General features: G+C 61.3%; 15 protein-coding genes and 1 tRNA gene. 11 read left to right on the top strand and 5 right to left on the bottom strand.

The genetic code is table 11. The features are described 5' to 3' along the window. Nucleotides 1-7 precede the first annotated feature (7 nt). Both AC1DUN_RS18695 and AC1DUN_RS18690 read right to left on the bottom strand, forming a co-directional pair. The gene (locus AC1DUN_RS18695) at nt 8-586 is read right to left on the bottom strand and encodes a nucleotidyltransferase family protein (RefSeq protein WP_477715329.1); all 579 of its coding nucleotides are present in this window, start codon (nt 584-586) and stop codon (nt 8-10) included. Nucleotides 587-591: 5 nt separating this feature from the next. Further along, nucleotides 592-1,788, bottom strand: coding sequence for an amino acid aminotransferase (locus AC1DUN_RS18690; RefSeq protein ID WP_477715269.1), 1,197 nt, complete (start codon nt 1,786-1,788; stop codon nt 592-594). Nucleotides 1,789-1,985: 197 nt separating this feature from the next. On the opposite strand from AC1DUN_RS18690, the gene uvrB reads away from it, so the two are divergent. From uvrB to AC1DUN_RS18635, 11 genes are all read left to right on the top strand, one after another. Beyond that, a complete protein-coding gene (gene uvrB, locus AC1DUN_RS18685) occupies nt 1,986-4,109 on the top strand; it encodes an excinuclease ABC subunit UvrB (RefSeq protein WP_477715268.1) in 2,124 nt (707 codons plus the stop codon). Nucleotides 4,110-4,374: 265 nt separating this feature from the next. Continuing rightward, the gene (gene iscR / locus AC1DUN_RS18680; RefSeq protein WP_007867011.1) at nt 4,375-4,911 is read left to right on the top strand and encodes a Fe-S cluster assembly transcriptional regulator IscR; all 537 of its coding nucleotides are present in this window, start codon (nt 4,375-4,377) and stop codon (nt 4,909-4,911) included. A 101-nt stretch (nt 4,912-5,012) separates the two neighbouring features. Beyond that, on the top strand, nt 5,013-6,230 hold the full coding sequence (locus AC1DUN_RS18675; protein ID WP_007867012.1) for an IscS subfamily cysteine desulfurase: 1,218 nt from the start codon (nt 5,013-5,015) through the stop codon (nt 6,228-6,230). A 33-nt stretch (nt 6,231-6,263) separates the two neighbouring features. After that, entirely contained in the window at nt 6,264-6,650 is a 387-nt protein-coding gene (gene iscU / locus AC1DUN_RS18670; protein WP_007867013.1) for a Fe-S cluster assembly scaffold IscU, read from the top strand. Between the two features lie 50 nt (nt 6,651-6,700). Next, on the top strand, nt 6,701-7,024 hold the full coding sequence (gene iscA, locus AC1DUN_RS18665) for an iron-sulfur cluster assembly protein IscA (protein ID WP_074575253.1): 324 nt from the start codon (nt 6,701-6,703) through the stop codon (nt 7,022-7,024). Nucleotides 7,025-7,100: 76 nt separating this feature from the next. Next, nucleotides 7,101-7,619 (top strand): Fe-S protein assembly co-chaperone HscB, encoded by a 519-nt coding sequence (hscB, locus tag AC1DUN_RS18660; RefSeq protein WP_477715267.1) that lies wholly within the window; start codon nt 7,101-7,103, stop codon nt 7,617-7,619. 30 nt (nt 7,620-7,649) lie between these two features. Then, a complete protein-coding gene (hscA, locus tag AC1DUN_RS18655) occupies nt 7,650-9,512 on the top strand; it encodes a Fe-S protein assembly chaperone HscA (RefSeq protein WP_477715266.1) in 1,863 nt (620 codons plus the stop codon). Between the two features lie 20 nt (nt 9,513-9,532). After that, a complete protein-coding gene (fdx, locus tag AC1DUN_RS18650) occupies nt 9,533-9,871 on the top strand; it encodes an ISC system 2Fe-2S type ferredoxin (protein WP_007867024.1) in 339 nt (112 codons plus the stop codon). A 111-nt stretch (nt 9,872-9,982) separates the two neighbouring features. After that, on the top strand, nt 9,983-10,690 hold the full coding sequence (gene dnaQ / locus AC1DUN_RS18645) for a DNA polymerase III subunit epsilon (RefSeq protein ID WP_477715265.1): 708 nt from the start codon (nt 9,983-9,985) through the stop codon (nt 10,688-10,690). 71 nt (nt 10,691-10,761) lie between these two features. After that, nucleotides 10,762-10,836 (top strand) — tRNA-Val (locus AC1DUN_RS18640). 275 nt (nt 10,837-11,111) lie between these two features. Further along, nucleotides 11,112-12,182, top strand: a complete 1,071-nt coding sequence (locus AC1DUN_RS18635; RefSeq protein ID WP_477715264.1) for an acyltransferase family protein — start codon at nt 11,112-11,114, stop codon at nt 12,180-12,182. A 120-nt stretch (nt 12,183-12,302) separates the two neighbouring features. Here AC1DUN_RS18635 and AC1DUN_RS18630 read toward each other — a convergent pair whose 3' ends face one another. The 3 genes from AC1DUN_RS18630 to AC1DUN_RS18620 form a co-directional block, all read right to left on the bottom strand. Then, nucleotides 12,303-13,982 (bottom strand): PhoH family protein, encoded by a 1,680-nt coding sequence (locus tag AC1DUN_RS18630; protein WP_477715263.1) that lies wholly within the window; start codon nt 13,980-13,982, stop codon nt 12,303-12,305. 168 nt (nt 13,983-14,150) lie between these two features. Then, a complete protein-coding gene (locus tag AC1DUN_RS18625; protein WP_007867029.1) occupies nt 14,151-14,627 on the bottom strand; it encodes a peroxiredoxin in 477 nt (158 codons plus the stop codon). A 123-nt stretch (nt 14,628-14,750) separates the two neighbouring features. Then, entirely contained in the window at nt 14,751-15,149 is a 399-nt protein-coding gene (locus tag AC1DUN_RS18620) for an Mth938-like domain-containing protein (RefSeq protein ID WP_477715262.1), read from the bottom strand. Between the last annotated feature and the right edge of the window lie 194 nt (nt 15,150-15,343).

The following is a 15,343-nucleotide window of genomic DNA, read 5'->3' as shown; positions in this document are numbered from 1 at the left end:
GCCCGGATCAAGCCTGGATTTGCAGCCAGGGCCAGCGCTCCTGGTAGGCGCTGGCTTTTTTCTCAAACAGCGGCCGATGCGGGCACAGCGGGTTCGGGCTGAGCCGGCCCTGGTAGAGCGCGTCCAGGCCGTTGGGTGCGTAAAGCGCCAGGCCTGAAGCGCCGGCTTGCAGTCCCACGCAGGTGCTGGTGACCAGGAAACGGTCTATGCCGTCCCGGGAACTGCGCAGGGCAGAGTAGGGAAAGCCGAAGTAGTCCTGGTACCAGGTGTGGACGCGAGCCTGGTTTTTGGCTTCCACCGTGATGCCCAGGCCGGCAAAGGCGGACTGGACCCGCGCATGGACCCGGGCCTCGGCCGCCTCCGAAAGATCGGCGGGGTCGAAGTAGAACAGGTCATAGTCCTTGATATGGGCTTCGGGCGGATTGCCCGAACGCACATTCCAGACCGTCTGGAAGAGGCAACCCGCGACCAGCCAGGCATCCGGCAGGCCCAGGGTGGGCAATTGCTGCAGGATGCGCTGGTTGTGGCGGTTTTGCAGGGCGTCCCGGATGAAACCATCCGGGCTGGGAGGCAGAGAGATCGACAGGGAAATCAGACGACCTTGGCGATAGACGCGCAGACGTAGTCGATGTTCTTGCTGTTGAGCGCGGCCACGCACATGCGGCCGGTGTCGGTGCCGTAGACGCCGAACTCATTGCGCAGGCGCACCATCTGGTCCTTGCTGAGGCCGGAATAGCTGAACATGCCGATCTGGGCGGTGATGAAGCTCATGTCCTGCTTGACGCCGGCGGCCTTCAGGCCGTCCACGAGCTTTTGGCGCATGGCCTTGATGCGCACGCGCATTTCCGCCAGTTCCTGCTCCCACTGGGCGCGCAGTGCCGGTGTGTTGAGCACCGTGGCCACCACCATGCCGCCGTGGATCTGCGGGTTGCTGTAGTTGGTGCGAATGACCAGCTTGAGCTGCGACAGCACGCGGTCGGCTTCTTCCTTGGATTCGCAGAGCACCGACAGGGCGCCCACGCGCTCGCCATAGAGGCTGAAGCTCTTGGAAAACGAGGTCGACACAAAAAAGCTCAGGCCGGCAGCCACAAATTTGCCGATGACGGCGCCGTCTTCGGCAATGCCGTGGCCGAAGCCCTGGTAAGCCATGTCGAGGAAAGGCGTGAGCTTGCGCGCCTTGACGGCGGCGATCACCTGGTCCCATTGGGCCGCGGTGATGTCGTAGCCGGTCGGGTTGTGGCAGCAGGCGTGCAGCACGACGATGGTGCCTTCGGCTGCGGCGTTCAGGGCGGCGAGCATGCCGTCGAAGTTGACGCCGCGCTTGGCGGCATCGTAGTAAGGATAGCTTTCAACGGCAAAACCGGCCTGGCTGAACAGCGCGCGGTGGTTTTCCCAGCTTGGGTCGGAAATCAGCACCTTGGCGTTGGGGCTGAGCTTTTTGAGGAAGTCGGCGCCCACCTTGAGGCCGCCCGTGCCGCCTATGCCTTGCACGGTGGCGACGCGGCCGCTCTTGACGGGCTCGCTGTCGGCGCCGAAGACCAGGCCCTTGACGGCCGCGTCGTAGGCGGCGATGCCGTCAATCGGCAGGTAGCCGCGGGCCTTGGGCGATTCCATCATGATCTTTTCGGCCGCCTGCACGCATTGCAGCAGGGGCAGCTTGCCGTTGTCGTCGTAGTACACGCCCACGCCCAGGTTGACCTTGTTGGGATTGGTGTCGGCATTGAACTGCTCATTCAGGCCCAGGATGGGGTCACGCGGGGCCATTTCGACAGCGGTAAACAAAGACATGAAATATCCTCAGAAAAAGTGAAAAAAGGCGAAAGCGAGGCTAGGAAAATTTAGGTCACAAGTTGACCGGAAAAAAGGCTACAAGAGGTATCAACACGGCGGTCGAAGGGCGATGGGGGATTGCAATTCCCATTTTCGGCCGAATGTCGTATTCTGTTTGGTTGCCCCGAATTTTAACGGGGCTTGATCGAGGTTTTATGCCAGAAGCTATTGAAGTCATAACCGAGGTGGTGGATCCGGCCCCGCGTGAGGGCCAGTTTGTCCGTTTCCCGGATTCGCCGTTCGAGTTGTTCCAGCCCTATCCGCCGGCGGGCGACCAGCCGGTGGCGATCGAGCAACTGGTCGAGGGCGTCAGGGACGGCGAGGTGTTCCAGACCCTGCTGGGCGTGACCGGCTCGGGCAAGACCTTCACCATGGCCAATGTGATCGCCCGCCTGGGCCGCCCGGCCATCGTGTTCGCGCCCAACAAGACGCTGGCGGCGCAGCTGTACAGCGAATTCCGCGAGTTTTTCCCGAAGAACGCGGTCGAATATTTCGTCAGCTATTACGACTACTACCAGCCCGAGGCCTACGTGCCGCAGCGCGACCTTTTCATCGAAAAGGACTCGGCCATCAACGAGCATATCGAGCAGATGCGCCTGTCGGCCACCAAGAGCGTGCTGGAGCGGCGCGACACCATCATCGTCGGCACCGTCAGCGCGATTTACGGCATAGGTGCGCCCGAGGATTACACGCAGATGCGTTTTATCGCCCGCATAGGCGACAAGATGGGCCAGCGCGACGTGATCGCGCGGCTGATCCGCATGCAGTACACGCGCAACGAGCAGGATTTCGCGCGCGGCACCTTCCGGGTGCGTGGCGACGTGATCGACGTCTTCCCGGCCGAGCATTCCGAACTCGCCATACGCATAGAGCTGTTCGACGACGAGATCGAGTCGCTGCAGCTGTTCGACCCGCTGACCGGCCGCATCCGCCAGAAAATCCCGCGTTTTGTGGTCTACCCCAAGAGCCACTACGTCACGCCGCGCGACAAGGTCATGGCGGCGGTGGAGACCATCAAGCTGGAGCTGTCCGAGCGGGTGGCCCAGTTCGTGGCCGACGGCAAGCTGGTGGAGGCCCAGCGCATAGAGCAGCGCACCCGCTTCGACCTGGAGATGCTCAGCGAAATCGGCCACTGCAAGGGCATCGAGAACTATACCCGCCACCTGAGCGGCTCGCCGGCGGGATCGCCGCCCTCGACGCTGTGCGACTACCTGCCCAAGGACGCGCTGATGTTCCTGGACGAAAGCCACGTCATGATCGGCCAGCTCAACGCCATGTACAACGGCGACCGGGCACGCAAGACCACGCTGGTGGAGTACGGCTTTCGCCTTCCCAGCGCGCTGGACAACCGGCCGCTCAAGTTCGAGGAGTTCGAGTCCAAGATGCGGCAGGCCATCTTCGTGTCGGCCACGCCGGCGGCTTACGAGCAGGAGCATGCCGGCCAGGTGGTGGAGCAGGTGGTCAGGCCCACGGGTCTGGTCGACCCGCAGGTCGAGGTGCGGCCGGCCACCCATCAGGTCGACGACGTGCTGCAGGAAATCCGCATTCGGGTCGAGAAGAACGAACGAGTGCTGATCACCACGCTGACCAAGCGCATGGCCGAACAACTGACCGATTACCTGAGCGACAACGGCGTCAAGGTGCGCTACCTGCACAGCGACGTGGACACCGTCGAGCGCGTGGAAATCCTGCGCGACCTGCGGCTGGGCGCTTTTGATGTGCTGGTGGGCATTAACTTGCTGCGTGAGGGCCTGGACATTCCCGAGGTCTCGCTGGTGGCCATCCTGGATGCCGACAAGGAGGGCTTTTTGCGCGCCGAGCGCAGCCTGATCCAGACGATAGGCCGGGCCGCCCGAAACCTCAACGGCCGCGCCATCCTGTATGCCGACCGCATCACCGACTCCATGAAAAAAGCCATGGGCGAGACCGAGCGGCGGCGCAACAAGCAGATCGCCTTCAACCTCGAGCACGGCATCACGCCGCGCAGCGTGGTCAAGCGCATCCGCGACCTGATCGACGGCGTCTATAGTGAGAAATCCGGCAAGGAAGCCGAAAAGCTCGAGATGCAAAAGGCGCTGGTCGAGGACATGAGCGAAAAAGACATTGCCCGCGAAATCAAGCGCCTGGAAAAGCAGATGATCGAACACGCCAAGAACCTGGAGTTCGAAAAAGCCGCCCGGGTGCGGGACCAACTGCACAGCCTCAAGGAACAGGCTTTCGGCGCCCCCGGCGTCGACAACGTGCTGCCTCTGCCCGCTGCGGGCCAAGCCCGGGCTTGAGTTGAAATGTCCCTCATTCGTCAAGTGCACCATATCGGTGCATTTGACGACCAGGGCTACGGGTTAGTCCTCATGTTTTTGGGGCGCCCAGCGGGAAAACCCCTGTCTGTGTTAAACTTGACGAAAACAGTCAAGAACAATACCAGAACAACAAAAAGCCCCCGCGATACCGGTTGACTGACCTGGGCGGCTGGAGGAAGAGTTCCCTGTAAGCCACAAGTTTTCAGGGTGAAAACGACAGTCAAGCCATTTAAAGGAGCTTGTTATGCGCCTCACAACCAAAGGCCGCTTTGCGGTCACTGCGATGATTGATTTGGGACTGCGCCAGAACAACGGCCCGGTCACCTTGGCCGCTATCAGCCAGCGCCAGCAGATTTCCCTATCCTATCTCGAACAGCTGTTCGGCAAGCTGCGCCGCCATGAGCTGGTGGAGTCCACCCGTGGTCCCGGCGGCGGTTATACCCTGGGCCGCAAGGCTTCGGAGATCACCGTGGCCGACATCATTGTTTCGGTGGACGAGCCGATCGACGCGACCCAGTGCGGCGGCAAGGAAAACTGCCTGGGCGAGGGCGGCCGCTGCATGACGCACGAACTGTGGGCATCGCTGAACAGCCGCATGGTGGAGTTCCTGGATTCCGTGACCCTGCAAAAGCTGGTGGAAGACCAGCTTGCCAAGGGCGTGGTGATCGAAAACACCCCGCAGGTCAAGAAGGCCATCTTCACGGCGCCGGCCGTCAAGCCGGTACGCGTGAATGCGCCCAACTCGGTCTTCGCACTGGGCAATGCGTTCTCCAAATCCTGATGGAACCGGGCCGGCATTTGCCCGGCCCATCCCTTTGCGAACTGATTGCATGACCCTGGATCGCGCTGCCAGCCAGCCCGTGAATAAAAAGAGCTAGCCACATGGACACCCCACACTTTCCCATCTACATGGACTACAGCGCCACGAACCCCTGCGACCCGCGGGTGGTGGACGCCATGATCCCCTGGTTGCGCGAACATTTCGGCAACCCCGCTTCGCGCAGCCACGCCTGGGGCTGGGAGGCGGAAGCCGCGGTCGAAAAGGCGCGCGGGCAGATTGCCGACCTGATTGGCGCCGACCCGCGCGAGATCGTCTGGACCAGCGGCGCGACCGAGTCCAACAACCTGGCGCTCAAGGGGGCAGCCCATTTCTACAAGACCAAGGGCAAGCACATCATCACGGTCAAGACCGAGCACAAGGCCGTGCTGGACACCTGCCGCGAGCTGGAGCGCCAGGGTTTTGAGGTGACTTATATGGATGTGCAGGCCGACGGCCTGCTGGACCTCGAAGCGCTCAAGGCCGCCATCCGTCCCGACACCATTCTGGTCAGCGTCATGTTCGTCAACAACGAAATCGGCGTCATCCAGGACATCCCGGCCATTGGCGCCCTGTGCCGTGAAAAAGGCATCATCTTCCATGTGGACGCCGCCCAGGCGACCGGCCGCATCGATATCGACCTGGCTACCTTGCCGGTCGACCTGATGAGCTTGACCTCGCACAAGACCTACGGTCCCAAGGGCATAGGCGCCCTGTACGTGCGCCGCAAGCCGCGCGTGCGGCTGGAAGCGCAGATGCACGGCGGCGGCCACGAGCGCGGCATGCGCTCGGGCACGCTGCCCACCCACCAGTGCGTGGGCATGGGCGAGGCTTACCGCATCGCCAAAGCCGAGATGCACGAAGAGAACAAGCGCATACGCGCCCTGCACGAGCGCATGCTCAACGGCCTCAAGGACGTCGAAGAGGTGTTCCTCAACGGCCACGCCGACAAGCGCGTGCCGCACAACCTGAACATGAGCTTCAACTTCGTCGAGGGCGAGTCGCTGATCATGGGTATCAAGGGCCTGGCGGTTTCCAGTGGTTCGGCCTGCACCTCGGCCAGCCTGGAACCCAGCTATGTGCTGCGCGCCCTGGGCCGCAGCGACGAACTGGCGCACAGCAGCCTTCGCATGACGATTGGCCGCTGGAGCACCGAAGAAGAAATTGACTACGCGGTCGCCACCATCAAGGAAAACGTGGCGAAACTGCGCGAACTGTCTCCCCTGTGGGAGATGTTCAAGGATGGTGTCGACTTGTCCACCATCCAGTGGGCTGCACACTGAGCAGCGCCCCGACAGCTTAAAGAGGTAAACAAAATGGCATACAGCGAAAAAGTGGTGGACCACTACGAAAACCCCCGTAACGTCGGCTCTTTTGAAAAAGGTGACGAATCGGTAGGCACCGGCATGGTCGGCGCGCCGGCTTGCGGCGACGTGATGAAGCTGCAGATCAAGGTCAACCCGGTGACGGGCGTGATCGAAGATGCGCGTTTCAAGACTTATGGCTGCGGTTCCGCGATCGCTTCCAGCTCGCTCGTGACCGAATGGGTCAAGGGCAAGACGCTGGACGAAGCGGCCAGCATCAAGAACAGCGCCATCGCCGAAGAACTGGCCTTGCCGCCGGTCAAGATTCACTGCTCCATCCTGGCGGAAGACGCCATCAAGGCCGCCGTGAACGATTACAAACAAAAGCACGCGCACTGATCAAGCTCAACCGCATTACCCGTCACCTGTTTCATTTCCGAGTGATTTAAATGTCCGTAACCCTCACTGATGCAGCCGCAAGGCACGTGACCCGCTACATGACCAAGCGCGGCAAAGGTGTTGGCGTGCGCCTGGGTGTCAAGACCACCGGCTGCTCCGGCCTGGCTTACAAGCTGGAATACGCCGACGAGATCGCGCCGGAAGACGTCGTGTTTGAAGACAACGGCGTCAAGGTGCTGGTCGACCCGAAAAGCATGGCTTACATCGACGGCACCAAGCTGGACTTTGTGCGTGAAGGCTTGAACGAGGGCTTCAAGTTCATCAACCCCAACGAGCGTGACCGTTGCGGCTGCGGCGAAAGTTTCCGGGTTTGACGGGCCGGCGGTCTTACGCGCGCCGCACCCTGACCCAAGCCGCCTCCACTGATGGTGCTGGCGGCTTTTTCTCGGCATGAATCTTCAATCCACTGATTTCGAGCTTTTCGGCGTGCCCCAGCGCTTCGCGCAGGATCGCGCCGCGCTGGACGCGCGCTGGAAGGACCTGCAGCGCGAGGCGCATCCCGACAAGTTCGCGGCCCAGGGCCCGGCGGCGCAGCGTGTGGCCATGCAGTGGTCGGTGCGCATCAATGAGGCCTACCAGCGCCTGAAGGACCCGCTGAAGCGGGCGAGCTATCTGTGCGAGCTCAATGGCGCGCCCATCGACGCCGAGAAAAACACCGCCATGCCGCACGATTTCCTGGTGCAGCAGATGCAATGGCGCGAAGCGCTCGACGACGCTGAGACCACAGAGGATTTCGAGGAAATAGTCTCGCAGTCCCTGTCCAGCATGAAAAAGCAGTTATCCAAAATAGAGCACCTGCTGGACGTGGACAAAGACTTTTCCGCAGCGGCCCAGCAGGTCAGAAGCCTTATGTTTATTGAGCGCTTTGCCAGTGAGGTTGATGCCCGCATCGACCAACTGGGACAATAAAGCATTACAGAAAAAGTACGACACCCGCGCATGGCACTCCTGCAAATCTCCGAACCCGGCCAGACGCCCGACCCGCACCAGCGGCGCATCGCGATCGGCATTGACCTGGGCACCACGCACTCGCTGGTCGCCAGCGTGCGCAACGGCGTGTCCGAATGCCTGCCGGACGAGCAGGGAAGGGTGCTGCTGCCCAGCGTGGTGCGCTATCTTGAGGGCGACAAGCGCCAGATCGGTTATGAGGCCCTGGCGGCGCAGGTCGAAGACCCGCGCAACACCATTTCTTCGGTCAAGCGCCTCATGGGCCGCGGCATTGACGATATCGGTAGCCGCACCCAGTTGCCTTACGAGCTCAACGACAAGCCGGGCATGGTCACGCTGCAGACCGTTGCCGGCGAGAAAAGCCCGGTCGAGATCAGCGCCGAGATCCTGGCCACCTTGCGCTACCGCGCCGAAGATACTTTCAACGACGACATCTACGGCGCCGTGATTACCGTGCCGGCCTACTTCGACGACGCCCAGCGCCAGGCCACCAAGGACGCCGCGCAACTGGCGGGCCTCAATGTGCTGCGCCTGCTCAACGAACCCACGGCGGCCGCGATTGCCTACGGCCTGGACAACGCCAGCGAAGGCGTTTACGCCGTCTACGACCTGGGCGGCGGCACTTTCGACATTTCCATCCTGCGCCTGACGCAAGGCGTTTTTGAGGTGGTGGCGACCGGCGGTGATTCGGCGCTCGGCGGTGACGATTACGACCGCGCGCTGGTCGATTGGGTGCTGGCCAAGGCGGGCCTGGCGGCCGACACCCTCGCGCCGACAGACAAAGCCGCCCTGCAGCGCACCGCGCGAAACTGCAAGGAAGCGCTGTCGGCCGCCGACCTCGTGCCTTTTTCGGTGCAACTGGCCAAGGCCCTCGTCAATTTCGAGATGAAGGCCGAAGACTTCGAAACCGCGACGGCCCACCTGACCCAGCGCACATTGACGGCCGTTCGCAAGGCGCTGCGCGATGCCAGACTCGCCAAGGAGGATATCCAGGGCGCGGTGCTGGTGGGGGGCTCCACGCGCATGCCCCAGGTGCGCAAGGCGGTGGCCAGTTTCTTCGGCCGTGAGCCGCTGGTCAACCTCAACCCCGACGAAGTGGTGGCGTTGGGCGCGGCCATTTCCGCCAACCAGCTGGCCGGCAACAACAGCGGCGATGAGTTGCTCTTGCTGGACGTGATCCCGCTGTCGCTGGGCATAGAGACCATGGGCGGGCTGGTCGAGCGCATCGTGCCGCGCAACCAGACCATTCCCACGGCGATGGCGCAGGACTTCACCACCTACCAGGACGGCCAGACCGCCCTGGCCCTGCATGTGGTGCAGGGCGAGCGCGATCTGGTCGCCGACTGCCGCAGTCTGGCCCGTTTCGAATTGCGCGGCATTCCGCCCATGGTGGCCGGCGCCGCGCGCATCCGCGTGACTTTTACGGTCGATGCCGACGGCTTGCTCAGCGTCAACGCGAAAGAGCAGGTCAGTGGCGTCGAGGCGCGCATTGACGTGAAGCCTTCCTACGGCCTGTCCGACGAAGACATCGCGCGCATGCTGCAGGACAGTTTTTCGACCGCCCAGCAGGACATGAATGCCCGCGCCCTGGCCGAGGCCAAGGTCGACGCGGACCGCATGATCCTGGCCACGCAAAGCGCGCTGGCCGCGGACGCCGACCTGCTGAGCCCCGATGAACGCGCACAGATCGACAGCCTGATCGCCGGCCTGGCCGACACGCGCGCGCACGGCGACGCAGCCGCGATAGAGGCGGCCACCCAGGCCCTGGCCAAGGGTACGGAAGCCTTCGCCGCCCAGCGTATGAACCGGGGTATCAAACAGGCCCTGGCCGGTAAAAACATCGAGGCGGTTTGAGCCGACCGACTGAGACAACCATGCCCATCATCAAAATACTGCCTCACCCCGAATACTGCCCGCAGGGCGCCGAAATCAGCGCGCCGGCCGGCACCTCGATTTGCGAAGCCCTGCTCGACAACAAGATCAACATCGAGCACGCCTGCGACCTGAGCTGCGCCTGCACCACCTGCCACGTTGTCGTGCGCGAGGGTTTCAACTCGCTCAACGAGCTCGACGAAAGCGAAGAAGACCTGCTGGACCGCGCCTGGGGCCTGGAGCCCAATTCGCGCCTGAGCTGCCAGGCCGTGCTGGCCCAGACCGACGTGACGGTGGAAATACCTAAGTATTCGATCAACCACGCCAAGGAGAATCATTAGCCCCCACGCTTGCCACTGCGTGTGCTGCGCTGCCCCCCGAGGGGGCGCATTTTTCCTTGGGGCGGCCCGGCGGAAAAACATCCACTGACCCAGCGAAGCGATAATCGAGCCATGCGCCAAATCGTTCTTGACACCGAAACCACCGGTCTTTCCGCCGAAAACGGCGACCGCATCATCGAAATCGGCTGCGTGGAGCTGGTGGCCCGCAAGCTCACCGGCAACAACCGCCACTTCTACCTGAACCCTGAGCGCGACAGCCATGAGGACGCGCTCAAGGTCCACGGCATCAGCAACGAGTTCCTGAAGGACAAGCCCAAGTTCGCCGCCGTGGCCGACGAGCTGCTGGAATACCTGCAGGACGCCGAGATCATCATCCACAACGCGCCCTTTGACGTGAGCTTCCTCAACAAGGAGCTCGAACTCATAGGCCGCCCGCCCCTCAAGCACTGCGTGGCCAAGGTCACCGACAGCCTGATGATGGCCAAGGAGCTGTTTCCGGGCAAGCGCAACTCGCTGGACGCGCTGTGCGACCGGCTGGAAGTCGACAATTCGGGCCGTACCCTGCACGGCGCCTTGCTGGATGCGGAACTGCTGGCCGACGTCTACATCAACCTGACTCGCGGGCAGAACGCGCTGGTCATGGATGTGGGCGACACGGCCCAGGAAGGCGACAACAACGCACCGCAGATAGACCTGAGCGTGTTTGAACTGCCTTTGCTCGCGGCCAATGAGCAGGAAGCCGCCGAACATGAAAAATTGCTGGCCGGAATCGACAAGGCCAGCAAGGGAAAAACGGTCTGGCGCGCCCTGGCGGCTTGAACTGAAACGCAATTCCGGGCATGGGCCGGAAAATCGGCCCAAAACAGCTTATAATCGTAGGCTGACCGATAGGGCGGTTAGCTCAGGGGTAGAGCACTGCATTCACACTGCAGGGGTCGCAAGTTCGAAACTTGCACCGCCCACCATTACAGGTAATGGTTTTTTTGCTATTAATTCTGTAGCAAAGCGGATTCCGGTGTAAATCCTGGTGCAATGCCAGGCAGCCGATGAACCACATCACGAATATTTTCAAGGCTTCCGGCCGCTGATGCTCTATTGGTGGGTGTAGCGCTGCATGGTCTGGGTATTGCTGCGGCTCAATATCCTGGACGCTGTGTGCGGATTACACCCAAGCCCACCGGGATGCTGGCGGTGGCCCCGCTGATTAAGTGAACCCTGCTTTCGTACTGTAGCATTCGGCATGATCGGAAATCTTCAACTCCTGCGCGGCATCGCTGCTTTGGCCGTTGTTTTCTATCATACGAACTACCTAATCTTCGGTGGAGTTCACACTGATTTCCAGGGGGTAGCGCTTTTTTTTGTAATCAGTGGGTTCATCATGACCCTGATTTCCAGGAAGAGCGCTGACCTGTTCATGGTTCGACGGATCATAAGAATCGTGCCGATCTATTGGTTCGCAACGCTCGCTTTCTTTTTCATCGAAATTTGTACCTTTTCTGGGTCACACGCCGTTGCTTGGTGGAACTATCAAGACAACTCCACGGCGCTACTCAAGAGCCTGCTGTTCATCCCTTACTTGAATGACGCCGGCAACATGCACCCGTTGCTACCGGTGGGCTGGACATTAAACCTGGAGATGTTTTACTACCTGTTGTTCTATATAGCACTCAAAATCCATGAGAAATATGCCCCAATCCTGACGCTGGCGGCTTTAACGGCGCTCTGGACCGCCACGCCAAACAGCCCTACGCTGGCGTTCTATGCCGGCTCTTACACCCTGCATTTTTGCTTTGGCATCATTGCTTATTACCTGTGCGATTTTCTGAGCGGCAGAATGTCGGCAAAGTGGGCGGTACCGCTTGCAGTCATCACTATCGGGTACGCGGTGTTTTATGTCGCCTACCACGTCGATCCAAGCGTGAGCGCGGCCCTCAATCGGGTGGTTGCATGGCTGCTACCGGCCGGGTTGATTGTTCTGGCGTTGCTGCTGCATAGCGCATCCTTGCGACTCATATGGCGGCCGCTGCTGGCGTTGGGGGATGCCTCTTATTCCCTTTATCTTGTGCACCTGATTGTGCTTCAGCAGTGGGCTATGCTGTTTGCCGGCGTTCCGTTGCTGGATTTCAAGCAAAGCCTATTTGGGGCGGCTGCAGCCTGTGCGGCGGCGGTCGGCGTTTCTTTGGCGATGTTCTATTTGCTCGAGCGCCCGGTAACTAAATCGCTCAATCACTGGCTTCACCGCAGCTTCGGCGGCAATGGCGCTCAGGCAGCGCGTCTGACCCGGAACGGAATACAAAGCCGCTCCCGCTGACAGCTCCACTGCAGGGCTCGCAAGTTCGAAACTTGCGCCGCCCACCAGAATTTGACGAAGAAAAAGGCCAAGTCTTGCGACTTGGCCTTTTTTCATTGGGGGCGCTGTTTTTTCGCGGACTTAGAGCACTTCGCTCGCGAAATCAGCCAGGCGCGAACGCTCGCCGCGTGCCAGCGTGATGTGCCCGCCATGCGGCCAGCCCTTGAAGCGGTCGACGGCAAAGGTCATGCCCGAGGAGCCTTCGGTCAGGTAGGGTGTGTCAATCTGCGCCAGGTTGCCCATGCAGATGATCTTGGTGCCCGGGCCGGCCCGTGTGATCAGCGTTTTCATCTGTTTGGGTGTCAGGTTTTGCGCCTCGTCGATGATGACGTACTTGTTCAGGAAGGTGCGGCCGCGCATGAAGTTCATGCTCTTGACCTTGATGCGCGAGCGGATCAGCTCATTGGTGGCGGCGCGGCCCCATTCGCCCGAGCCGCTGTCGGTCTTGCCCAGTACTTCCAGGTTGTCGTCCAGCGCGCCCATCCAGGGGCCCATTTTTTCCTCTTCGGTGCCCGGCAGGAAGCCGATGTCCTCCCCGACGCTGACCGTGGCCCGCGTCATGATGATTTCGGTGTAGCGCCGGTCGTCAAGCACCTGCGTGAGGCCGCTGGCCAGCGCCATCAGCGTTTTGCCGGTGCCCGCCGTGCCGGCCAGCGTGACGAAGTCGACTTCCGGATCCATCAGCAGGTTCATCGCGAAATTCTGCTCGCGGTTGCGCGTGGTGACGCCCCAGACGGCGTTTTTGAGGTGGTTGTAGTCCTTCAGGGTCTTGAGCACCGCGGTTTTGGCCCGGATTTCCGTCACACGGGCATACAGCGGCGGCTCACCGGGGGCCTCAAAGAACACGAACTGATTGATCAGCAGGCTGCCCACGATGGGGCCGGTGATGCGGTAGAAGGTATGGCTGCCCTGTTGCCAGCTCTCGATGGTCTTGCTTTGGCGCGTCCAGAAATCCGCCGGCAGGGCGAGCGAGCCGGAATACAGCAGGTCGCCGTCCTCCAGGGTTTTGTCGTTCTGGTAGTCGTCGGTCGCCAGGCCCAGGGCGCGGGCCTTGACGCGCATGTTGATGTCCTTGGACACCAGGACCACCTCGCGCGGCGCATATTCCTTGCGCAGGGCCTCGACCACGCCCAGGATCTGGTTGTCGGCCTTGCCCTGCGGCAGGCTCATGGGCAGCGTGTAATCGAGCGGCTTGGTCTGGAAAAACAGGCTGCCGCCCGCTTCGGGGTGGCCGGTGGTGTCCAGCTTCAAGCCCTTGCCGATATCGGCGCCCTGGGCGCCCGCCAGCGCGTCCAGCGTGCGGCTGGTCTGGCGGGCGTTGCGCGCCACCTCGGTCATGCCCTTTTTGTGGCCGTCGAGCTCTTCGAGCACGATCATGGGCAGGAAGATGTCATGTTCCTCGAAGCGGAACAGGCACATCGGGTCGTGCATCAGCACATTGGTGTCCAGCACGAACAGCTTGGCCGGGCCCGTGCGCTTGGGTTTTTTCGGCTTGGCCGGCTCAGGCAGGACGATGCTTTCTTTTTTACGGCTGTTCGCGGGGGTTCTGTCCGGGTTGGCGGGCTCTTTGCCTTTGAAGGCCACCGGGTGGCTGCCTTCTCCTGCCGCGCGGCTGTCAAACAGGTCCATTACCGGGGGTTTCTGGGCGGATTCGGTGCGCTCCGTTTTCCGGGCGACTTTCGAAGGCGAGCGGGCAGGCGCGTCGAGCGCATCAGGCGAGAGCAGGGCGGCACGTTTGGTCGGGGCGGGGGGGAGGGGCATAGTGCTTAAAACTCTCTAAAAAAGAGGGATTCCAGAAGCGAAAAAGCCGCCTTGAAACCAGGGCGGCTTTTTCTTTTGGCGCAGTTGCGAAGGTCAACAGCATGAGTTCATTATGCACAACTCAAGTGACAGGGCAATCCTTTGTTGCTAACTGGCCTCAGTGGGGTTTCAGGCGGCTTTTTTGAGGGCTTTGACGGCCTTGAGCACGTCGTCCACATGGCCTGGCACTTTCAGGCCGCGCCATTCCTCTTTGAGCAGGCCATCGGCGCCCACCAGGAAGGTGCTGCGCTCAATGCCTTTGACCTTTTTGCCGTACATGATCTTGTTCTTGACCACGCCGAACATATGGCACATTTTTTCCTCGGTGTCCGCGATCAGCTCGAACGGCAGCTCAAGCTTGGACTTGAACTCGTCGTGGGATTTCATGTTGTCGCGGGAGACGCCGAAGACCGTCGCGCCGGCCTTCACGAAGTCCTTGTAGCGGTCACGGAACTGCATGGCTTCGGTGGTGCAGCCAGGCGTGTTGTCCTTGGGATAGAAGTACAGCACCACGACTTTGCCGAGGTGGGACTGGTTGGAAACCTTGATGCCGCCGGTGGCGATCGCTTCAAATTCGGGGAGTGGTTTATTGACGACGACTGCCATACTGAGTAGACCCTGACGAAAGTAGTTGTAATTGGCCGCGCCTTTTGACAACCGACCCGGGACGTCATCCCGGGATGTGGTGCCAAGTGCAACCCTAGATTTTACCCTGAAAGAGAGGTCATTTCAGGCTTCTGTTCCTTCTGTTTCAATCAGCAAGGCGGCAATCACCTGGCGGCCTTCACCCGCGAGGATGTTGTAGGTACGGCAGGCGGCGAGCGTGTCCATGGTTTCAACGCCTATGCGTTGCTCCATCAGGGCGCGCAGAAACGCGGGGGGCACAAAGCGCAGGCGGGCGCCGCTGCCGAAAATCACGAGTTCGGGCCGGGTTTCGGCCAGCCGGGCGAAATGCTCGGCGGTGAGCTGCTCAAAGCGTGTGCAGTTCCAGTCGAATTTCTCGCCGCGCGAGCCGATCACGACGCTGTGCTCGATTTTTTCGGCCACACCCTCGCGCCCCAGGCCCACCCAGCCGGGCCCGTAGCCGAGGATGGACTGGACGTCGAGGCGGTCTGGCTGAAGTTTCATGCGGAAAGGGTCCGGGCGTTGTGAGGTGTGGCGCGGCTGTGCGCGGAGGGCTTGTGCGCGGCCGTTTTGCCAGCGAAAAGCCTCTTTTATGTGGTCAAATTATAGATTCCGCCCGAATTCCACGCCGCAATGCGCCGTATCGCCCCGGTTGGCGGCAGGGTGAGCGGCGCGGCCTCCGTCCAAAGTCTTCCTAA

It is taken from the genome of Polaromonas sp. P4_F6 (assembly GCF_056401275.1).
Note: the sequence above shows the minus strand (reverse complement) of the source record. Positions and strands in the feature narration are given on the sequence as shown.

Excerpts from the sequence above, each read along its gene's own strand:
- AC1DUN_RS18690 (WP_477715269.1), bottom strand. The coding sequence starts at position 1,788 with ATGTCTTTGTTTACCGCTGTCGAAATGGCCCCGCGTGACCCCATCCTG.
- uvrB (WP_477715268.1), top strand. The coding sequence starts at position 1,986 with ATGCCAGAAGCTATTGAAGTCATAACCGAGGTGGTGGATCCGGCCCCG.
- iscR (WP_007867011.1), top strand. The coding sequence starts at position 4,375 with ATGCGCCTCACAACCAAAGGCCGCTTTGCGGTCACTGCGATGATTGAT.
- AC1DUN_RS18675 (WP_007867012.1), top strand. The coding sequence starts at position 5,013 with ATGGACACCCCACACTTTCCCATCTACATGGACTACAGCGCCACGAAC.
- iscU (WP_007867013.1), top strand. The coding sequence starts at position 6,264 with ATGGCATACAGCGAAAAAGTGGTGGACCACTACGAAAACCCCCGTAAC.
- iscA (WP_074575253.1), top strand. The coding sequence starts at position 6,701 with ATGTCCGTAACCCTCACTGATGCAGCCGCAAGGCACGTGACCCGCTAC.
- hscB (WP_477715267.1), top strand. The coding sequence starts at position 7,101 with ATGAATCTTCAATCCACTGATTTCGAGCTTTTCGGCGTGCCCCAGCGC.
- hscA (WP_477715266.1), top strand. The coding sequence starts at position 7,650 with ATGGCACTCCTGCAAATCTCCGAACCCGGCCAGACGCCCGACCCGCAC.
- fdx (WP_007867024.1), top strand. The coding sequence starts at position 9,533 with ATGCCCATCATCAAAATACTGCCTCACCCCGAATACTGCCCGCAGGGC.
- dnaQ (WP_477715265.1), top strand. The coding sequence starts at position 9,983 with ATGCGCCAAATCGTTCTTGACACCGAAACCACCGGTCTTTCCGCCGAA.
- AC1DUN_RS18635 (WP_477715264.1), top strand. The coding sequence starts at position 11,112 with ATGATCGGAAATCTTCAACTCCTGCGCGGCATCGCTGCTTTGGCCGTT.
- AC1DUN_RS18630 (WP_477715263.1), bottom strand. The coding sequence starts at position 13,982 with ATGCCCCTCCCCCCCGCCCCGACCAAACGTGCCGCCCTGCTCTCGCCT.
- AC1DUN_RS18625 (WP_007867029.1), bottom strand. The coding sequence starts at position 14,627 with ATGGCAGTCGTCGTCAATAAACCACTCCCCGAATTTGAAGCGATCGCC.
- AC1DUN_RS18620 (WP_477715262.1), bottom strand. The coding sequence starts at position 15,149 with ATGAAACTTCAGCCAGACCGCCTCGACGTCCAGTCCATCCTCGGCTAC.